17 protein-coding genes and 1 tRNA gene are annotated in these 18,448 nt (G+C 72.2%); 6 read left to right on the top strand and 12 right to left on the bottom strand.

The window, feature by feature from the left end:
* The first annotated feature begins 22 nt into the window (after positions 1-22).
* A complete protein-coding gene (locus ACFP1Z_RS05925; protein ID WP_390314819.1) occupies positions 23-754 on the top strand; it encodes a class E sortase in 732 nt (243 codons plus the stop codon).
* Between the two features lie 71 nt (positions 755-825).
* On the opposite strand, the gene pknB is transcribed toward ACFP1Z_RS05925, so the two are convergent.
* The 6 genes from pknB to ACFP1Z_RS05895 form a co-directional block, all read right to left on the bottom strand.
* Positions 826-2,880, bottom strand: coding sequence for a Stk1 family PASTA domain-containing Ser/Thr kinase (gene pknB, locus ACFP1Z_RS05920; protein WP_390314818.1), 2,055 nt, complete (start codon positions 2,878-2,880; stop codon positions 826-828).
* Between the two features lie 161 nt (positions 2,881-3,041).
* A complete protein-coding gene (locus tag ACFP1Z_RS05915) occupies positions 3,042-4,499 on the bottom strand; it encodes a peptidoglycan D,D-transpeptidase FtsI family protein (RefSeq protein ID WP_390314817.1) in 1,458 nt (485 codons plus the stop codon).
* Positions 4,496-5,923, bottom strand: coding sequence for an FtsW/RodA/SpoVE family cell cycle protein (locus ACFP1Z_RS05910; RefSeq protein ID WP_390314816.1), 1,428 nt, complete (start codon positions 5,921-5,923; stop codon positions 4,496-4,498). The genes ACFP1Z_RS05915 and ACFP1Z_RS05910 overlap by 4 nt, the downstream gene beginning before the upstream one ends.
* A 40-nt stretch (positions 5,924-5,963) precedes the next feature.
* Positions 5,964-7,442, bottom strand: coding sequence for a PP2C family protein-serine/threonine phosphatase (locus tag ACFP1Z_RS05905; protein ID WP_390315058.1), 1,479 nt, complete (start codon positions 7,440-7,442; stop codon positions 5,964-5,966).
* Positions 7,443-7,518: 76 nt separating this feature from the next.
* A complete protein-coding gene (locus ACFP1Z_RS05900) occupies positions 7,519-8,073 on the bottom strand; it encodes an FHA domain-containing protein FhaB/FipA (RefSeq protein ID WP_390314815.1) in 555 nt (184 codons plus the stop codon).
* Positions 8,074-8,083: 10 nt separating this feature from the next.
* The gene (locus ACFP1Z_RS05895; protein ID WP_390314814.1) at positions 8,084-8,944 is read right to left on the bottom strand and encodes an FhaA domain-containing protein; all 861 of its coding nucleotides are present in this window, start codon (positions 8,942-8,944) and stop codon (positions 8,084-8,086) included.
* Positions 8,945-9,373: 429 nt separating this feature from the next.
* Between ACFP1Z_RS05895 and ACFP1Z_RS05890 the strand changes: the two genes are divergently transcribed.
* Both ACFP1Z_RS05890 and ACFP1Z_RS05885 read left to right on the top strand, forming a co-directional pair.
* Positions 9,374-9,457: transfer RNA gene (locus ACFP1Z_RS05890), tRNA-Leu, on the top strand.
* 253 nt (positions 9,458-9,710) lie between these two features.
* A complete protein-coding gene (locus ACFP1Z_RS05885; protein ID WP_390314813.1) occupies positions 9,711-10,481 on the top strand; it encodes a hypothetical protein in 771 nt (256 codons plus the stop codon).
* Positions 10,482-10,531: 50 nt separating this feature from the next.
* Here the strand turns inward: ACFP1Z_RS05885 and ACFP1Z_RS05880 are convergent, their stop codons facing one another.
* The gene (locus tag ACFP1Z_RS05880; protein ID WP_390314812.1) at positions 10,532-10,870 is read right to left on the bottom strand and encodes a helix-turn-helix domain-containing protein; all 339 of its coding nucleotides are present in this window, start codon (positions 10,868-10,870) and stop codon (positions 10,532-10,534) included.
* Positions 10,871-11,099: 229 nt separating this feature from the next.
* The gene (locus tag ACFP1Z_RS05875) at positions 11,100-11,504 is read right to left on the bottom strand and encodes a MarR family winged helix-turn-helix transcriptional regulator (protein ID WP_390315057.1); all 405 of its coding nucleotides are present in this window, start codon (positions 11,502-11,504) and stop codon (positions 11,100-11,102) included.
* A gap of 220 nt (positions 11,505-11,724) precedes the next feature.
* On the opposite strand from ACFP1Z_RS05875, the gene ACFP1Z_RS05870 reads away from it, so the two are divergent.
* From ACFP1Z_RS05870 to ACFP1Z_RS05860, 3 genes are all read left to right on the top strand, one after another.
* The gene (locus ACFP1Z_RS05870; RefSeq protein ID WP_390314811.1) at positions 11,725-12,858 is read left to right on the top strand and encodes a hypothetical protein; all 1,134 of its coding nucleotides are present in this window, start codon (positions 11,725-11,727) and stop codon (positions 12,856-12,858) included.
* 81 nt (positions 12,859-12,939) lie between these two features.
* On the top strand, positions 12,940-13,797 hold the full coding sequence (locus tag ACFP1Z_RS05865) for a hypothetical protein (RefSeq protein WP_390314810.1): 858 nt from the start codon (positions 12,940-12,942) through the stop codon (positions 13,795-13,797).
* Positions 13,798-13,807: 10 nt separating this feature from the next.
* Positions 13,808-14,155: a rhodanese-like domain-containing protein gene (locus tag ACFP1Z_RS05860; protein WP_390314809.1), complete on the top strand. Its 348-nt coding sequence runs from the start codon at positions 13,808-13,810 to the stop codon at positions 14,153-14,155.
* 186 nt (positions 14,156-14,341) lie between these two features.
* On the opposite strand, the gene ACFP1Z_RS05855 is transcribed toward ACFP1Z_RS05860, so the two are convergent.
* From ACFP1Z_RS05855 to paaC, 4 genes are all read right to left on the bottom strand, one after another.
* Positions 14,342-15,502 carry an acyl-CoA dehydrogenase family protein gene (locus ACFP1Z_RS05855; RefSeq protein WP_390314808.1) on the bottom strand — a complete coding sequence of 387 codons (1,161 nt, stop codon included), beginning with the start codon at positions 15,500-15,502 and terminating at the stop codon, positions 14,342-14,344.
* Positions 15,503-15,674: 172 nt separating this feature from the next.
* Positions 15,675-16,838, bottom strand: coding sequence for a 2Fe-2S iron-sulfur cluster-binding protein (locus tag ACFP1Z_RS05850; protein ID WP_390314807.1), 1,164 nt, complete (start codon positions 16,836-16,838; stop codon positions 15,675-15,677).
* Positions 16,838-17,482 carry a 1,2-phenylacetyl-CoA epoxidase subunit PaaD gene (paaD, locus tag ACFP1Z_RS05845; protein ID WP_390314806.1) on the bottom strand — a complete coding sequence of 215 codons (645 nt, stop codon included), beginning with the start codon at positions 17,480-17,482 and terminating at the stop codon, positions 16,838-16,840. The genes ACFP1Z_RS05850 and paaD overlap by 1 nt, the downstream gene beginning before the upstream one ends.
* Complete coding sequence (gene paaC, locus ACFP1Z_RS05840; protein WP_390314805.1) at positions 17,476-18,219, bottom strand: 1,2-phenylacetyl-CoA epoxidase subunit PaaC; 744 nt, start codon at positions 18,217-18,219, stop codon at positions 17,476-17,478. Before paaC ends, paaD begins: the two co-directional genes overlap by 7 nt.
* Between the last annotated feature and the right edge of the window lie 229 nt (positions 18,220-18,448).

Genomic DNA, 18,448 nt, shown 5'->3' with positions numbered 1-18,448 from the left:
AAGCGGAACGAGGAACGGCGCAGTGGCGGCAGGAGCGGCAGGTGACAGGCCCCGCAGGCGGCACGGGCGGCGGCGCCCCGTCCGGCGCGGCAGGGTGGCCTCCGTCGTCAGTGTGATCGGCGAGCTGCTGATCACCGGCGGCGTGCTGCTAGGGCTGTTCGTCGTCTACTCGCTGTGGTGGACGAACGTGCTCGCCGACCGCGAGGCGAAGAAGCAGGGCAGCCAGATACGCGAGCAGTGGGCCGCGCCGCAGGGGCCGGGCGCCCTGGACACCAAGGACGGCATCGGCTTCCTGCACGTGCCGGCCATGCGCAACGGCGAGGTGCTGGTCAAGAGCGGCACCGGCGGCGACGTCCTCAACGAGGGTGTCGCGGGCTACTACACCTCGCCGGTGAAGGCCGCGATGCCCTGGGACAAGCAGGGCAACTTCACGCTGGCCGCGCACCGGGACGGGCACGGCGCCCGCTTCCACAACATCGACAAGATCAAGAAGGGTGACGCGGTCGTCTTCGAGACCCGGGACGCCTGGTACGTCTACAAGGTCTTCGCCGAGCTCCCGCAGACCTCCCGGTTCAACGTCGGCGTGCTCGACCCGGTGCCGAAGGGGGCGGGGACGACGAAGCCGGGCCGCTATCTGACGCTGACGACCTGTACGCCCGTCTACACCTCCGACTACCGCTACATCGTGTGGGCGGAGCTGGAGCGCACCGAGAAGGTCGACAGCAAGCGCACGCCCCCCAAGGAGCTGCGCTGACCGGGCGGGCCGGCACGCGCTGAGGCCCGGCACCCCGTCAAGGGGCGCCGGGCCTCGCGTATGCGCGTCACTCAGTGCTTGCGGCCGAAGAGACCTCCTATGAAGCCGCCGTCACCGCTCCCGCCACCGGTGTTGTCGCCGTTGCCGTTGCCGCCGTTCCCATTGCCGTTGCCCTGGTTGCCGGGATTGCCCCCGGGCCCGCCGGGGACGGACATGGTGGTGAGGTTGACCGCCGTGTTCTTCGCGACCTGGGTGCCCGGCATCGGGTCCGTGATCATGACCACGGCGTTGTCGTCGTTCGGGCCCGTGATGCTGCCGACCTTCAGGCCCGCGTCCGTCAGCGTCTTCTTCGCGTCCTTGAGCCTGCTGTTCATCAGGCTCGGCACCGAGACCTTCCCGCCCTTGGCGACGGTCAGGGTGACCGTGGAGTTGGGGCGGGCGGCGGTGTTGCCGTCGGGGCTCTGCGCGAGGACGGTGCCCGGCTGCTGGTCCGAGTCCTGCTCCTGCTTGCTCACCTTGAAGCCGAGGTCGGTCAGCTGCTTCTTGGCGGTGTCGAAGGTCTGCCCGACCACGGACGGCACCTGCTTGTTCGCCGGTGCCTCGGCGACGGTGAGGGTGACGTCCGAGCCCTTGTCCGCCTTCGTCTGGCCCTTGGGGTCCTGGGAGAGGACGGTGCCGCCCGCGACGCCGTCCGGGGCCTGCTGCTTGGTGACGCTGACGTTGAAGCCCATGTCCTCAAGGAGCCGCCGGGCGTTGTCGAGCTGCTTCTCGGTGACGTCCGGGACGGTGAGCTTCTCGGCGCCCTCGGAGACGGTGACCTTCACCTCCCCGCCGCGCTTGATCTTGCCGCCGTCCTTCGGGTCCTGGTCGCAGATCTTGCCCTTGTCCTGCGCGCACGGTTTCGACGCGCTCTGGACGACCTTGAAGTCACCGTTCTCGCCCTGCTTCTGGGCGTCCGCGAGGGTCTGGCCGACCAGGTTCGGCACGGAGACCTGCGAGTTGTTCGGACCGGGGAAGAGCGCCTTGCCGATGAAGATCGCGCCGACGAGCACCAGGACGCCCGCGAGCACCAGCAGGACCGTGGAGAGGCTGCTCTTCCTGCCGCCTCCGCCGCGCCGCCGCTCGCCCCGGTCGTCGTAGCCGCCGTAGCCCCCGTCGCCGCCGTCGTGGACCGGCGGCAGCATCGAGGTCTGGCCCATGCCCTGCTCGTGCGGGCGGAGCATGGTGGTGGGGGCGTCCTCGCCGTAGCCGGCGTGCGGCATCGGCGCGGCGGCGGCCGCGACGGGCCGGCCCTCCAGGCACGCCTCGATGTCGGCCCGCATCTCGTCGGCCGTCTGGTAGCGGTAGTCGGGATCCTTCACCAGCGCCTTGAGGACGATCGCGTCGATCTCCGGGGAGATCTCCGGGTCGAAGGCGCTCGGCGGGTTCGGCTCCTCGCGCACGTGCTGGTAGGCGACCGCCACCGGGGAGTCACCGATGAAGGGGGGACGGACCGTCAGCAGCTCGTACAGCAGACAGCCCGTGGAGTACAGGTCGGAACGCGCGTCGACCTGCTCGCCCTTGGCCTGCTCCGGGGAGAGGTACTGGGCGGTGCCGATCACGGCCGCGGTCTGCGTCATCGTCATCCCCGCGTCGCCCATGGCGCGCGCGATGCCGAAGTCCATGACCTTGACCTGGCCGGTGCGGGTCAGCATGACGTTGGCCGGTTTGATGTCGCGGTGGACGATGCCCGCGCGGTGCGAGTACTCCAGCGCCTGGAGCACGCCGATGGTCATCTCCAGCGAGCGCTCCGGCAGCAGCCGCCGCCCCGAGTGCAGCAGCTCGCGCAGCGTCGAGCCGTCCACGTACTCCATGACGATGTACGGGATCGAGACGCCGTCGACGTAGTCCTCGCCGGTGTCGTAGACCGCGACGATCGACGGGTGGTTGAGGGAGGCGGCCGACTGGGCCTCACGACGGAACCGGGCCTGGAAGGACGGGTCGCGGGCGAGGTCCACCCGCAGCGTCTTCACGGCGACGGTGCGGCCGAGCCGGGTGTCGTGCGCGAGATACACCTCGGCCATGCCACCGCGGCCGAGCACCGAGCCCAGCTCGTACCGGCCGCCGAGGCGACGCGGCTCTTCCATAGCTCCAGCCCTTCCGTTTTCCTGACCGCACCGGCGTGGGTCCGGCGGTGTGCTGTCCGGGCATACCGTACCCGGCACGTTGCGCCCCTTTCGGGCGCCACCGTCACCTGATACACGACCGGTACGTCATGTACGGCCCGCGGCTGTGGTGGTGAGCGGCGTCACTTGGACGTCTTGAGCACCGCCTCCATGACGCTCTTGGCGATCGGCGCGGCGAGGCGGCCGCCCGCGACGTCGTCCCGCGCGGTCTCCTTGTCGCCCTCGATGACGACGGCCACGGCGACCGGGGAGCCGTCCCCGGTCTTGGCGTAGGAGAGGAACCAGGCGTACGGCTTGCCGCTGTTGTCCACACCGTTCTGCGCGGTACCGGTCTTGCCGCCGACCTTGACGCCGTCGATCTGCGCGGTGGTGCCGGTGCCCTTCTCGACGACCGTCTCCATCATCGACTGCAGCTTCTGGGCGTTCTCCGCCGACAGCGGCTGGCTGAGCTCCTTGGGCTGGTGCGTCTCGATGACGTTGAGGTTGGGGGCGCGCACCTTGTCGACCATGTACGGCTCCATGAGCTTGCCGTTGTTGGCGACCGCGGCGGCGACCATGGCCATCTGCAGCGGGGTGGCCCGGTTGGAGGCCTGGCCGATGCCGGCCATGGCGTTCTGCGGGCGGTTGTCCTTGGGGTAGACGCTCTCGGCGGCGCGGACGGGCGTGAGCAGGTCCTTGTTGTTGAAGCCGAACTTCGCCGCCTCGTCCATCATCTTCTGGTTGCCCAGATCGGCGCTGATCTTGCCGAAGACGGTGTTGCAGGAGTACTGGAGGGCCGTCCGCAGCGAGGCGTCCTTGCAGGGGATCTCGCCCTCGTTGTTCAGCGGGCGCACGGTGTCCGGCAGCGTCCACGGCAGCGGCGAGTCCGTCTTGCCGTCCGGGTCCTTGTACAGGCCGTTCTCCAGCGCGGCCGCGGCGGTGACGACCTTGAAGGTCGAGCCCGGCGGGTAGGTCTGGCGCAGCGCCCGGTTGAGCATCGGCTGGTTCTTGTCGTCCTGCAGCGCCTTCCAGGCCTCCCCGTCGTTGGACCCGGCGATCTTCGACGGGTCGTAGGAGGGCGTGGAGGCCAGCGCGAGGATCTTGCCGGTGCGCGGGTCGAGGGCGGCGACGGCGCCGCGCTTGTCGCCCAGGCCCTTGAACGCGGCTTCCTGCGCGGCCTGGTTGAGGGTGGTGATCACGTCACCGCCCTTCTTGCCCTTGCCGGTGACCATGTCGACGGTGCGGTTGAAGAACAGCCGGTCGTCGTCGCCGGTGAGCACACGGTCGTAGAGGTTCTCCAGCTGCGTGGAGCCGTAGACCTGCGAGGTGTAGCCCGTGACCGGCGCCCACATCTCGCCGTCGACATAGGTACGCTTGAACTTGTAGTCGACGCCGTCGGTCTGCTCGGAGCCGGTGACGGCCTTGTTGTCGACGATGATGTTGCCGCGCGGCTGGCTGTAGCGGGCGATGGCCACCCGGCGGTTGTGCTTGTGGTTCTTGAGCTCATCGGCCTGCACGAACTGCAGCCAGTTGTCGCGCATCAGCAGCGCGAGCACCAGCAGCCCGCAGAAGACGGCGATCCGGCGCACGGGCTTGTTCACGGTCGGACCACCTGGGTCATCTCGGCGTCACTGGAGGGCGCGGGGGTCGGGGCGGGACGGCGCGCGGTGTCGCTGATCTTGATGAGGATGGCGACGAGCGCCCAGTTGGCGAGCACGGACGAACCGCCGTACGCCATGAACGGCAGGGTCATACCGGTCATCGGGATCAGCCCCATGACGCCGCCGGCGACGACGAAGACCTGGATGCCGAAGGCGGCCGACAGGCCCACCGCCAGCAGCTTGCCGAAGGGGTCGCGGGCCGCGAGCGCGGTGCGTACGCCGCGCTGCACGATCAGGCCGTACAGCAGCAGGATGCCCATCGTGCCGGCCAGCCCCAGCTCCTCGCCGACGGTACCGAGGATGAAGTCGGAGTTGGCGGCGAAGCCGATCAGGTCGGAGGCGCCCTGGCCCCAGCCGGAGCCGAAGACGCCGCCGGAGCCGAAGGCGAACATGGCCTGGGCGATCTGCTCCGTGGTCGCCCAGGACGGGCGCGGGCTGTCGTAGACCGCGAAGGGGTGCAGCCAGGCCATCACACGGATCTTCACGTGCGGCTCGATCGAACCGACGACGGCCGCGCCGCCCGCGGACATCAGCAGACCGAAGACGATCCAGCTGGTGCGCTCGGTGGCCACGTACAGCATGACCACGAACATGCCGAAGAACAGCAGCGAGGAGCCCAGGTCCGTCTCGAAGACGAGGATCATCAGGCTCAGCGCCCAGACCACCAGGATCGGGCCCAGGTCGCGGCCGCGCGGCAGGTACAGCCCCATGAAGCGGCGGCTGGCCAGCGCGAGGGCGTCGCGCTTGACCATCAGATAGCCCGCGAAGAAGATCGCCAGGATGATCTTGGCGAACTCGCCGGGCTGGATCGAGCCCAGTCCGGGGATGATGATCCAGATGCGGGCGCCGAACTGCGCCGGGAAGAAGACCGGCGCGATCAGCAGGATCAGCGCGACCACCATCGAGATGTAGGTGAAGCGCTGCAGGATGCGGTGGTCCTTGAGGAAGACCAGGACGACGACGAACAGGCCGATGCCCATGGCCGAGTACAGCAGCTGGTTGGGCGCCGAGGGGACGAAGGTCTGGTGGTGCAGCTTGGCCAGGTTGTGCAGCCGCTGCGACTGGTCGAGCCGCCAGATGATCACCAGTCCGAGGCCGTTGAGCACGGTCGCGAGCGGCAGCAGCAGCGGGTCGGCGTACTTGGCGAAGCGGCGCACGACCAGGTGGCCGACGCCGGCGAGCAGGCCGAGGCCGAGCCCGTAACCGAGCATGCCGGACGGCATCTTGCCGTCGAGGGCGAGACCCACGTTGGCGTACGCGAAGCACGGCAGGATCACCGCGAAGGCGAGCAGCGCGAGCTCGGTGTTGCGCCGGCTGGGCGGACCCGCGGTGGCGATCGTGGTCGTACGGGTGGTTCTCGGCATGGATGACATCACTGACACGTGGTGCTGGCCCCCTACGGCTTCACTGCGCGCTGCACTGCGGGACCAACTTCTGCTCTTCCTCGCTGAGGGTGGGTCCGGGGTTCGGGGTGGTGGCGGACTGCGGGGAGCGGTTCTTCGCGTCGCCCGCGGCGCCCGGCTTCTCCTTCTCCGCGTTGCCCTTCTCGGCGGCCGCCCGCTCCTGCTCCGCCTTGCGCCGCTCGTCCTCCTTCTTGCAGGCGCCGGCGAGCAGTCCGAGGTCCTTGACCTTCTGCAGGGCCTTGTCCTGGCCGTCGACGGCGATGGTGTCCTCGACCCGGCCGCGCTGGTCGATCGGCAGGTACTTGAGTTCGATCTCGGGGTGGTCCTGGTAGAGGCTGCTGAGCTTGACCCAGGCCAGGTTCTGGTTGATGCCCTGGTAGAGCGCCACGTGGCTGTCCTTGGCGGCCACGAAGTACTGGGTCTGGGTCCAGTTGTAGCCGCCGTAGAGGCCGCCCGCGACGGCGCCGAGCACGACGGCGGTGATCAGCGTGCGCTTGAGCCACCTGCCGCGCCGGCGGGGCCGGGTGAACTCGTCGTCGGTGAAGGACTCGAACTCGTCGTCCGGCAGGGCCCCTTCGGCGTCGCCGCCGGGCGGGCCGAAGCCGCCGGACGCGGAGCGGCTCGCGCGGCCGAGCCCCGCGGCCCGGCCGGCCGGGGTCTGCATGGCGTCGTCGCCGCCGAGCGGGAGCTGGTTCTCGGCGACCGCGCCCACGACGACCGGGGTGTCGTTGAGCTGCGCGGCCAGGGGGTCGCCGCCCTCGACGTCGAAGACGTCGGCGACGATGCAGGTGATGTTGTCGGGGCCGCCGCCGCGCAGCGCGAGCTGGATGAGCTCCTGGACCGTCTCGTGGGGGCCCTGGTAGCTGGCGAGCGTCTCCTCCATCGTCTGGTGGCTGACGACGGAGGACAGCCCGTCGGAACAGATCAGATAGCGGTCCCCGGCCCGCACCTCACGGATCGACAGATCGGGCTCGACGTGGTCGCCACTGCCCAGCGCGCGCATCAGCAGGGAGCGCTGCGGGTGGGTGGTGGCCTCCTCCTCGGTGATCCGGCCCTCGTCGACGAGGCGCTGCACCCAGGTGTGGTCCTGGGTGATCTGGGTGAGGACGCCGTCGCGCAGCAGGTACGCGCGCGAGTCGCCGACGTGCACCAGGCCCAGCCGGCGGCCGGTCCACAGCAGGGCGGTGAGCGTGGTCCCCATGCCCTCCAGCTGGGGGTCCTCCTCGACCATGACGCGCAGCTGGTCGTTGGCGCGCTGCACGGCGCTGCCGAGGGAGGTGAGGATGTCGGAGCCGGGGACGTCGTCGTCGAGGGTGACGAGGGTGGAGATCACCTCGGAGGAGGCGACCTCGCCGGCGGCCTGGCCGCCCATGCCGTCGGCGATGGCGAGCAGCCGGGGGCCGGCGTAACCGGAGTCCTCGTTGCCCTCGCGGATCATTCCCTTGTGCGATCCGGCGGCGAACCGCAGCGACAGACTCATGCGCACCTCGCCCGTCGGCTCCGGGTACAACCCCTTCCCAGCCACGCTGTCCACCCTCCGGTCGTCATGGTCCTCACTACTTCCGCAGCTCGATGACGGTCTTGCCGATGCGGATCGGCGTGCCGAGCGGGATCGGGGTCGGGGTGGTCAGCCGGGTCCGGTCGAGGTAGGTGCCGTTGGTCGACCCCAGGTCCTCGACGATCCACTGGCCGTCGTGGTCGGGGTAGATCCTGGCATGCCGGCTGGACGCGTAGTCGTCGTCCAGCACGATCGTGGAGTCGTGGGCGCGGCCGAGGGAGATCGTCTGACCCTGCAGGGCCACCGTGGTGCCGGTGAGCGAGCCCTCGGCGACGACCAGCTTGGTGGGGGCGCCGCGGCGGGAGCGGTCGGCGCGCCGGGAGGTGTTGTTGGCCGCGCGCCGGCCGCCGGTCTGCTGCTGGCGCTGCTGCGGCGGCGCGCTGTTCTGGGCGGTGCGCTGGGTCGGGCGGTCGGCGCCGCCGCGGCGGGAGCCGCGCTGGGTCACGCGGGTGCCGAAGAGATCGCTGCGGATGACCTGTACGGCCACGATGACGAACAGCCACAGTACGGCGAGGAAACCCAACCGCATGACCGTGAGGGTCAGCTCTGACATTGCCCCCGCTTCACCCTTCGGCTTGCCGGTAAACGATGGTGGTGCTTCCCACGACGATGCGTGAGCCGTCGCGGAGCGTAGCGCGCGTGGTGTGCTGGCCGTCCACCACGATGCCGTTGGTCGATCCGAGGTCCTGGATCGTCGCGGGGGTGCCGATACGGATCTCGCAGTGCCGGCGGGAGACGCCGGGGTCGTCGATCCGGACGTCGGCCTCGGTGCTGCGGCCCAGCACGAGGGTGGGCCGGGAGATCTGGTGCCGGGTGCCGTTGATCTCGATCCAGCGCCGGACCTGCGTGCCGGGGGCGCCGCTCGCGCCGGGGCGTCCGGGCGGCGGGGACGAGGGCATGGGGGGCATGCCCGCGGGCGGCTCGGGCCAGCCGCCGGCGGGGCCGGGGGCGCGGGCCGCGCTCGGCCGCTGGGCCGGGGGCCGGACGTGCGGATCGCCGCGGTGCGCTGCGTGGTCGCCGTACTGATCGCCGTACTGGTCCTGGGACTCACTGGCGGCGAGGGTGCGGCTGCGCACCCGGTACAGCCCGGTGTCGAGGTCGTCCGCCTTCTCCAGGTGGACCTGGATGGTCCCCATGAAGGTGTACCGCTGCTGCTTGGCGTAGTCGCGGACCATGCCGGCCAGCTCCTCGCCGAGCTGTCCGGAGTAGGGGCTGAGCCGCTCGTAGTCGGGGGCGCTCAGCTCGACGATGAAGTCGTTCGGGACGACGGTGCGGTCCCGGTTCCAGATGGTGGCGTTGTTGTCGCACTCCCGCTGGAGCGCGCCGGCGATCTCGACCGGCTGCACCTCGGACTTGAACACCTTGGCGAAGGTGCCGTTGACGAGACCTTCGAGACGCTGCTCGAAGCGCTTCAGTACTCCCACGGGGCACCTCCTTCCCTCAGTGACGTTCGCGATGCTCGGTGTCGTTCCTGTACTGCTTACTGATCGTATCCACGCGCCGGGAAAACGGCTGGTTCCCCTTCGGGGCCCGGAGTGACAAGTGTCGCCTCCCCGCCGCGTGACGGGCGCCCTGCCGGTGCCCGTTCTCCCTAGGGATCGTAGAGGCGTCCGAGAGCCAGTGTCCCGCAACCGGCGCCCTCCCCGCCGGACCGCCGGGACGACCGCGGCCGGGGGCCCGGAGGGGACGGGCCCGGGACGGGTCAGGGACGGGGTGGGAGGCGGCCCGGCGGGGGCCGGGAAGCAGGCGTGTGAAGGCACCCTCCGGGGCGTGCTAATGTTCTCTGTGTCGGAAGGCGAACGCGGCGGACGGAAGTCCGGAAAAGCCGCGGGAAGCCCGAGGGCAGCACCCATGCGCGGGTGGCGGAATAGGCAGACGCGCTGGATTCAGGTTCCAGTGCCCGCAAGGGCGTGGGGGTTCAACTCCCCCCTCGCGCACAGCGAAACGGGCCTCTTCGCAGTGACTTCGGTCACGCGAAGGGGTCCGTTTCTTTTTGTGTGTGTGCGTACGCGTGTGTACGCGCGTCTTGAGTGGCGGGATTTCGGCGCTGTGACCGCAGAGCCGGGCGGGAACGTTGCGCGCGGCCGTGGTCACGGTGGGAACATCATTCTGTAGTCGCACCGGGGCGCTGGGTCAGGATCGTCACGTCGCGGGGAGCCCCGTGGACCGCATCCGAAGCTGGGGGAGGCCGTGACCTGGGACGCGTCGTCCGTGGTGGCGGGGTGGGGGCTGCCCGCCGCTGTCTGCGCGCCGGTGACGTGGGTGTGTCTGGTGTACCGCTTCCGGGAGGAGGGGCGGCTGCTGGGGACGCTGCGCTCGGCGGCCTGCGCGCTCGCCGTGGTGCTGTGGACCTCCGGGATGGCGGCGCTCGCCGGCGGTCTGCTGCTGCCGCACGCCTCCAGCGTGCCGTCGGCGGCGGTGGGGGCCGTGGTGGGCCTGGGGCTGGTGCCCAAGAGCACGGTGGAGCGGCCCGGCGGGCAGGCGGTGCTCGCGGTGCTGACGCTGGGCGACTCCCTGCTGCTGGCCAGCCTCTCGCTGCGGCTGCGCACGGACCGGGCGGAGTGGTGCCAGCGCATGGTGAGCGGCTTCGAGGACTGCTGGGACCTGGACGCGTTCGCGGACCGGGTCCGGGCGTATCTGCTGCAGCGCGTCGATGTCCCCGGGCGTTCGTCCCGGGGGCGGCGGCAACTGCGGCGGGAGATCGCGGAGCGGCACCGGGACGTCCGGTCCGCCGCCCAGAAGTGGATCACGGCGGAGACCCGCGTCGAGAAGCAGTGCGAGCAGCAGGCGCGGGAGCGTACGCGGGACGAGATCCGGCAGGCGCGGCGGGCGTTCGGGGAGGCCGAGCACCTGTGCGTGTATCTGCTGGAGCTGGCGCACGCGCACGGCAAGCGCAGCGGTGACCGTCAGCTGCTGGCGCTCAAGAGCGCGAGCGTCGCCTCGGGGCAGCCGGTGGCCTGACGGCCGGTCCCCGGCGGCGGGCGCGGGGCCGTGCCGGCGGTGGGACGGTGTCAGTGGTGGGACGGTGTCAGCTTCGCGTCGAGCGTGTCGGCGGCGACCTGGTCCAGGAACTCCTGGCACTCGACCGTCGGGTGCTCGTGGAAGGAGATCTCCATCCGCACGTCGAGGGCGTCGGCGACGGCGGCCAGCGAACGCAGCGTCAGATTCTCGTCCCCGGAGAGGATCTGGCTGACCCTGCCGGGAGAGACGCCCATGCTGTCGGCCAGTTCCTTGCGGGAGATGCCCCGTTCGGCGAGGACGCCGGCCAGTGAGGCCGTCGCGTGCCGGGCCATCCGGGCTCCGGTCACATCGCTCTTGCGGCCGCGGTCGGCGCCGATGCACCAAGCCATGGGTCCACCCCCGGGAGTCGTGGTGCCGCGAAGGCGGCCCCTTCTCTACAGAGGATGCCATCTTTAGCGATGACTAAAAGCCCGGACGCGGCTGAAAAAGAAGTGAGTTGGCGCGCGGTCGGCCGGTGGACGCCGGGTGACCTGGCGCGATGGGGGAACCGGGCGATTTTCGGCCAGAGTTGGGGTGTCCGGAGTCGTGGGTGCCGTGGGGGTCGTGGGCGGTGTGGGGTTACGGGCGGGCCGTCGTACGGCCGTCGCCGGCGCTGTTGTAGCGCCGCAGGTACTCCGCGAAGCGGGCGAGGTCGGTCTCGTCCCAGTCGGCCAGGCGCTCCTGGAAGGACGACCGGCGGCTCGCGGAGACCTGCGCGAGCATCTCGACGCCGCCGGGCGTGAGGTGCAGCACCTGGACCCGGTGGTCGTCGGGGTCCACGCGCCGCTCGACGTAGCCGAGCCGTTCCAGGGCGGCCACCTGCCGGCTGACCGTGGACTTGTCGAGCATGTAGTGCGCGGCCAGGTCGGTCGCGCGGCAGCCCCGCTGGTCCTCCAGGTGCGCGAGCAGGGTGAAGGAGACGAGCGAGAGCTCGGGGTGGGTGCGGGCGGCCGTGGCCCGGGCGCGGCGTGCGAAGGCCGTCATCTCGCGCTGGATCGTCTCGACGGAGACGTCGCGGTGCGGCGGGGTGGCCGGGGGGTGCGGCTGGTGGACGAAGCGGGGCACGGGGTTCCTTTCGGACTCGTAGTTGTATGGTACAACCGAAGGGAAGGGTTGTATATGCCAACCATTTCCCGGTCCCGCCGGTCCGCCGATCCGGCGGGTCCCGCTGGTTCCGTCCCGCCGATCCTGAAGGAAACCGCCCATGTCATCCGCTTCCGCGGCGCACCGCGCCGGCCGAGCCCCCGGCGCCGGGCACCGCACCGGTCACGGGGCGGCGCTGCGCCACGTCCTGGCCCATCTGCTGACCCCGCTGCTGATGTGCGTCGGGATGGGCTTCGCCTATCTGGGGGCGTTCGCGACCCCCGCGCCGCACGCGCTGCCCGTCGCGGTCGTCGGCTCCGGGCCCGACGCGCAGGTCCTGGCGCAGGCCCTCGGCGACAAGGCGGACGGGGATCTCGCCGTCCGTACGGTCGACGGCCGGGACGAGGCGGTGCGGCAGCTGAAGGAGCGGAAGATCTTCGGCGCGTACGTGCCCGACGGCCACGGCGGCGGGCGTACCGGCGCCGGCCGGGCGGGCCGGGGGCCGGAACTGCTGATCGCCTCGGCCGGGTCGGACACCACCGCCGCGGCCGTCCAGAAGGTCTTCACGCCGGTCGCGGCCCACGCGGGCGCCCCGCTGGCGGTGACGGACGTCGTGCCGCCGTCCGGGGACGACCCGACGGGGCAGGGCCTGTTCTTCCTGCTGGTCGCCCTCAGCATCGGCTCGTACGCCTCGGTCGCGGTGATCGGCGGGGCGGGCGCGGCGCTGCCGATGCGCCTGCGCGCGCTGCTGGCCGTCGCGGTCTCGCTGGTGGTGAGCCTGATCGGCGCGCTGTTCGCCGGGCCGGGCTTCCACCTCGTCGACCACGGGCTGACGGGTGTGTGGGGGATGGCGTGGCTGTACTCGGCGGGCATCCTGCTGATCGGTACCGGGCTGCACACCTTCCTCAAGCGGTGGACGACGCTGGGCGTGATGGTGCTGTTCGTGATGCTCAACTTCACCAGTTCCGGCGGGGTGTTCCGGCCGGAGCTGCAGAACGGGTTCTTCGCCGCGCTGCACTCCTTCTGGAACGGTGCCGGGTTCGTCGAAGGGGCCCGCAGCCTCGTCTACTTCGACAGCAATGGGCTGGGCGGGCACGTGTGGACGCTCGTGCTGTGGCTGGCCGTCGGCGTGGCCGTGGCGGGCGTCGCGTGGGCGGCCGAGGCCCGCAGGACGGCACCGGCCCCGGTGCCGGCGGACGAGGCGGCGCGACGGCAGGCGGAGGACGAGGAACTGGAGGAGGCCCTGGGCGTGTGAGCGGCGGCTGCCAGGGCTCAGGCCGGTACGGGCGTGCCGGGTGCCGGGGTACGGGGGCGCGGGAGCTCGTAGGGTGGGCGGGTGACGAATCCGGGAGCCGCAGCCGAGGAGTACGGGGCCGGTGCCGCGTACGGCCCGCAGGAGCAGCCGCCGTACGGCCCGGGGCCGGACGTGCGACGCCTGGAGCAGGCCGTACGGGCCGCCGAGCAGGCGCTGATCGAGTTCGAGATCGCGGTGGAGACCTTCCGGGTCGAGGTGGAGAACTTCTCCCGGCTGCACCACGAGCGGCTCGGCCCCCTGTACGCGCGTCTGGAGGAGCTCGACGCGGCCGTCGCGGAGGCCGTCGCGGCCCGGACCGGTGACGCGGAGGACCTGCGCCGGGCCCGGGAGGCCCGGCTGGCGGCGCAGCCGCTGCCCGGGGTGGCGGAGCTGTTCGGCGGCCTGCCGGAGACCGACGCGGGCGCGCCGCGGGAGGAGCGGGCGGCGCCCGGCGAGCAGCCGGTGCCCGCGCCGCGCCGGGTGCGCCCGAGCGACGGGGCACGCCGCGCCTACCGTGAGCTGATCCGCAAGGCCCACCCGGACCTGGCGGCGGACGAGGCGGAGCGGGCGCGCCGCGAGGCGTTCGTCGTGCGGGTCAACGCGGCCTACGCGGACGGCGACGAGGCGCTGCTGGGCGAGCTGGCCGCGGAGTGGGCGGCCGGTCCCGCGCCGGAGCCGCGGCCGCTGGACCGCGCCGAGGAGCTGGCCGCGCGACTGGAGTGGCTGGCCCGGCGCAAGGAGCTGCTGGCGGTGCTGGCCGCCGAACTGGAGGAGTCCGCGATCGCCTCGATGCTCCGCATGGCGCCGGACGACCCGGACGGGCTGCTGGAGGAGATCGCCCGGGGGCTGCGGGAGCAGCTCGCCGAACGGGAGGCCCGCCTGGCCGCCCTCGTCGGGTAGCGTCGTGGGCATGCTTTTTGGTTCCGGTGTCCCCACGGTCGGGGTCGACGCGCTGTCCTCCGACGCCTTTCTGCTGGATGTGCGGGAGAACGACGAGTGGGAGGCGGGGCACGCCGAGGGCGCGCTGCACATTCCCATGAGCGAATTCGCCGCCCGCTACGAGGAGTTGGAGCGGCAGGTGCCCGAGGGGCGCACGGTCCATGTGATCTGCCGGTCCGGCGGGCGGTCCGCGCAGGTCACCGCTTATCTGGTGCAGCGCGGGCTGGACGCGGTGAACGTCGAGGGCGGCATGCAGGTGTGGGAGGCCGCGGGCAGGCCCGTCGTGGACGCGCACGGGGCGCCCGGCGCGGTGATCTGAAGCGGGTCCGGCGAGGCCCGGCCAGGTCCGGTGCGGTGCGGTCCGGTGCGTCCGGCAGTGCCCCGAAGGGGTGGGGGCTGCTTCGATGCGTGGTGCCGCTTCGATGCGTGGTTCCGCGTTCCGCCGTGTGGGTGTGGCCGGCCGTGACGCATCCGCGGTGACGTACTGGACCGCGGCGGGCGGCGGTTACGGCTGTTCGGCCAGCAGGTCGCCGAGGGCCTCCAGGTGGGCCGCCGCCGGGCCCAGGGACAGCTCCAGTTGTTTGGCCCAGGCGTGGTAGCGGTGCAGCGGGGAGCTGATGTCGGCGCCGTAGCCGCCGTGCAGGTGCTGCGCGGTCTGCACGATCCGGCGCACGCCCTCCGCCGCCCACACCTTCGCCACGGCGATGTCGGCGTCGGCCGGCAGCGGGCAGGCCGGTCCGTCGGACTCCGCCGCGCCGGACTCGATGCGCCAGGCGGCCTGCCACAGTGTGGCCTCCATCGCCCGCAGGTCGATGTAGCGGTCGGCGGCCTGTACGGCCACGGCCTGGAACGTGGCGATCGGGAAGCCGAACTGCTCGCGTCTGCCGGTGTATTCGCTGGTGGTCCGGCACACCTCGGTGCCGATCCCGAGGGCCAGGGCGCAGGTGCCCACCGTCAGCAGCGCGCGCAGCCGGTCCCACGCGCCCTCGGCGGTGATGACCTCCTGTCCGTCGACGCGTACCGCGTCGAGGCGTACGCGCGCGAGGCGTTCGCCGTTGGTCGAGACCTGTTCTTCGAGCGTGAGGCCGGGGTGGGCGCCGGGAGCCGGCCGGACGAGGGCGAGCAGAGCGCGGCCGTCGTCGGTGTGGGCGGGCAGCAGGACGCGGTCGGCGGTGTGCCCCCAGGGCACGGCGGTCTGCTCCCCGTGCAGCAGCCATGCCCCGCTGCCGTCGGCCGACGGCAGTGCGCGGACGGCGCGTTCGGCCGGTTCGTGGCCCGTGCGCCCGTGGGCGGCCGTGGTGATCACCAACTCGCCCCGGCCGAGCGGCGGCAGCAGCCGGGCGGCCGCGGAGCCCCCGTGGGTGCGCAGGGTGAGCGCGGCCGCGCCGCACTCCAGCAGCGGCACACGGGCGAGGACCGCGCCGGCCTCCCGCAGCACCAGACACAGGGCGAGCGGCCCGAGCCCGGCGCCCCCGTGCTCGGGGGACGCGTACAGGCTCAGCAGGTCGGCCCGGGCGAGCCTGTGCCACAGCGCGCGGTCGAAGTCCTCGGCGGCCGGGCCCCGGGAGAGCGCGGGGCTGGGCACGCCGTCTGGGGAGGTCCCGGAGAACACCGCCCTGGCCGCTTCCGCGGCGGCCCGCTGTTCCTCGGTGAAGCCGAAGTCCACTGCCCTCGCCCGCCCTTCCGCCGGTACCGGTGCCGCCGTCGGCGTTCTCCACGGAGCATTCGCGAGATCTGACGGGGCGTCAAGTAGTTGGGTGGGCGGGGAGGGACGGAGCGGGGCCGGGGGCGTGGGTCACGCGTGACGGCGGAGAACAGCGGTCGGGTCAGCGGTCGGGTCAGCGGTCGAAGTCCAGTTCCACCTCCTCCGTGACCGGGTGGGACTGGCAGGCCAGGACGTAGCCCTCGGCCAACTCCTCCGGCTCCAGCGCGAAGTTGCGGTCCATACGCACCTCGCCCCGGACCAGGAAGGCCCGGCAGGTGCCGCAGACGCCGCCCTTGCACGCGTACGGCGCGTCCGGGCGGTTGCGCAGGACGGCGTCCAGCAGCGACTCCCCGTCCCGCACCGGCCAGTTGCCGCCGCGTCCGTCCAGCGTCGCGGTCACCGTGCTGCGGGCGGGGGCGGCCGGGCTCCCGGCCGTGCCCGGTCCGGCCGGCGCGGTACCGGTCGTGCCCGGGTCGGCCGTTCCCGCCTCGACGTGGAAGATCTCCTGGTGGACGCGGTCCCGGGCGACACCGAGGGCGCGCAGAGCCCTCTCCGCGCCCCGGACCAGCCCGTACGGGCCGCACAGATACCAGCCGTCGACCGCGCCGACCGGCAGCAGTGCGGGCAGCAGCCGGGACAGCCGCTCCTCGTCCAGCCGCCCCGACGCCGGACCGGCCTGCTGCTCCTCGCGGGAGAGGGCGTGCACGAGCTGGAAGCGGTCCGGGAAGCGGTCCTTGAGGTCGGCGACCTCCTCCAGGAACATCGTCGAGGCCGTGGTGCGGTCACTGCGGACGAGGCAGAACCGGGCGTCCGGCACCCGTGTGAGCAGGGTCGTGGCGATCGACAGCACGGGCGTGATGCCGCTGCCGCCGACGATCGCCGCGAAGTGGCCGCTGCGCGGCCGGAGCACGAACCGGCCCGCCGGGGCCATCACCTCGACGGTGTCCCCGGCCGAGAGCTCCTTGAGGGCGTACGTCGAGAACACGCCGCCGTCCACCAGCCGCACGCCCACGCGCAGTTCGGACAGGGCCGGAGCGCCGGGAGCCGGGGCGGGACCGCACAGCGAGTACGTACGGCGTATCTCGCCGTCCTCGGTGCGGCGGCGGACGGCGATGTGCTGGCCCGGTGCGTAGCGGTAGACCTCGCGCAGTTCCGGGGGCACGGCGAAGGTCACGGCGACCGAGTCGTCGGTGAGCGGGTCGACGGCGGTCACCCGCAGCGGGTGGAAGGCGCCGTGGCGGGCCGTCGCGCTCTCCGCCGTCCCCGTCGCTGTTGCCGGTGCTGGTGCCGCTGCCATCACAACTCCTTGAAATGGTCGAACGGTTCGCGGCACGTCTCGCAGCGGCGCAGGGCCTTGCAGGCGGTGGAGGAGAACCGGCTGAGCAGCGTGGTGTCGGCGGAACCGCAGTGGGGGCAGCGCACAGGGCCGTCCTGCCGGGCGGGGGAGACGGGCCCGACCCGGCCGGTGGCCCGTCCTGTCGGGGCCTCCAGACGGGTCGGCCCCAGGGACACCGGGACCGGGCCCGCCGCGCCCCGGGCCCCCGGCCGGGGCGGTGCTATGCCGCACTCGGCGAGTTTGCGGCGGCCTTCCGGGGTGATGTCGTCCGTGGACCAGGGCGGGGAGAGCACCGTGCGGACGGACACCTCGCGCTGGCCGTGGGCGCGCAGCACGCGCTCGATGTCGGCGGCCATGGTCTCCAGGGCCGGGCAGCCGGTGTAGGTGGGGGTCAGCTCCACCTCCACCCGGCCGGGGCCCGTCAGCTGCACCCCGCGCAGCACGCCCAGCTCGGCCAGGGTCAGCGCGGGCAGCTCGGGGTCGGGCACGGAGCCCGCCAGCTCCCGGAGTTCGGCCTCCAGGGGGGTGGGGCCGGCGGGCGGGGTCGGGCGCGGCGGCCGGGCGGCGGTGGTCCGGCGGTCGCGGGCGCTGTGCGTGGTCACCATGACGCCCCCGGATGACTGCGGTGCAGATGCTGCATCTCCGCGAGGATCCGCCCGAACGGTTCGGTGTGCAGGCCCTGTCGGCCGGCGCCCGCCGTCCAGGCCCCGGACTGCGGCCCGGTGGGCAGGGTCAGCGTGGCCCGCTCCAGGAGCGGGGTGATCAGCGCCAGCCAGTCCTCGCGCAGCGCCTCGACGTCGATGTGGAGGCCCTCCACGGGTTCGAAGAGCTCGCCCGTGTACCGCCACAGGGCGTCGAGGGCGGTCTGCATGCGGCGGTGGCTCTCCTCGGTGCCGTCGCCCAGCCGCAGCGTCCAGTGCTCGGCGTGGTCCCGGTGGTAGGCGGTCTCCTTGACCGCCTTCGCGGCGAGAGCGGCGAACGGGCCGTCGCCCGCGGCCAGTTGACTGTAGAGCAGCTGCTGGTGGACGGAGAAGTACAGCTGGCGGGCGACGGTGTGGGCGAAGTCGCCGTTGGGCTGCTCGACCAGCTGGACGTTGCGGAAGGCGCGCTCCTCGCGCTGGTACGCCAGCTCGTCCTCGTCGCCGGCGAGCGAGAGCAGGAAACGGGCCTGGCCCAGCAGATCCAGCGCGATATTGGCGAGTGCCACCTCCTCCTCCAGCACGGGGGCGTTCCCCGCCCACTCCCCCAGCCGGTGCGAGAGGACCAGGGCGTCGTCGCCGAGCGCCAGCGCCGCGCCGACGGGCACGGGGCCGACGGCCGTGGGGTCCACCGTCGGGTTCACCTGATCTCCTTCGAGGATGCCCCCGGCTTCAGCCGGAGGAGGAATCGAACTCCTGCGGAGCAAGGCAAGGAGCGGGTAGGCTGACCGCCGTGCGTTGCGAGAACCAAGCACGCACGACGCGCTGAGCGAGAACCAAGCCGGCGCACTCCAATGCTTTCGGGCAACCGGGCAGGTTCCGTCCCGGCTGGTGCTGAGGGAGTAAGACCTTTCGGGTCGCTGACCTGCGGGG

This window comes from Streptomyces gamaensis (assembly GCF_042656465.1).
Classification (GTDB): Bacteria; Actinomycetota; Actinomycetes; order Streptomycetales; family Streptomycetaceae; genus Streptomyces; species Streptomyces gamaensis.
This window is presented reverse-complemented; position numbering and strand designations above follow the sequence as displayed.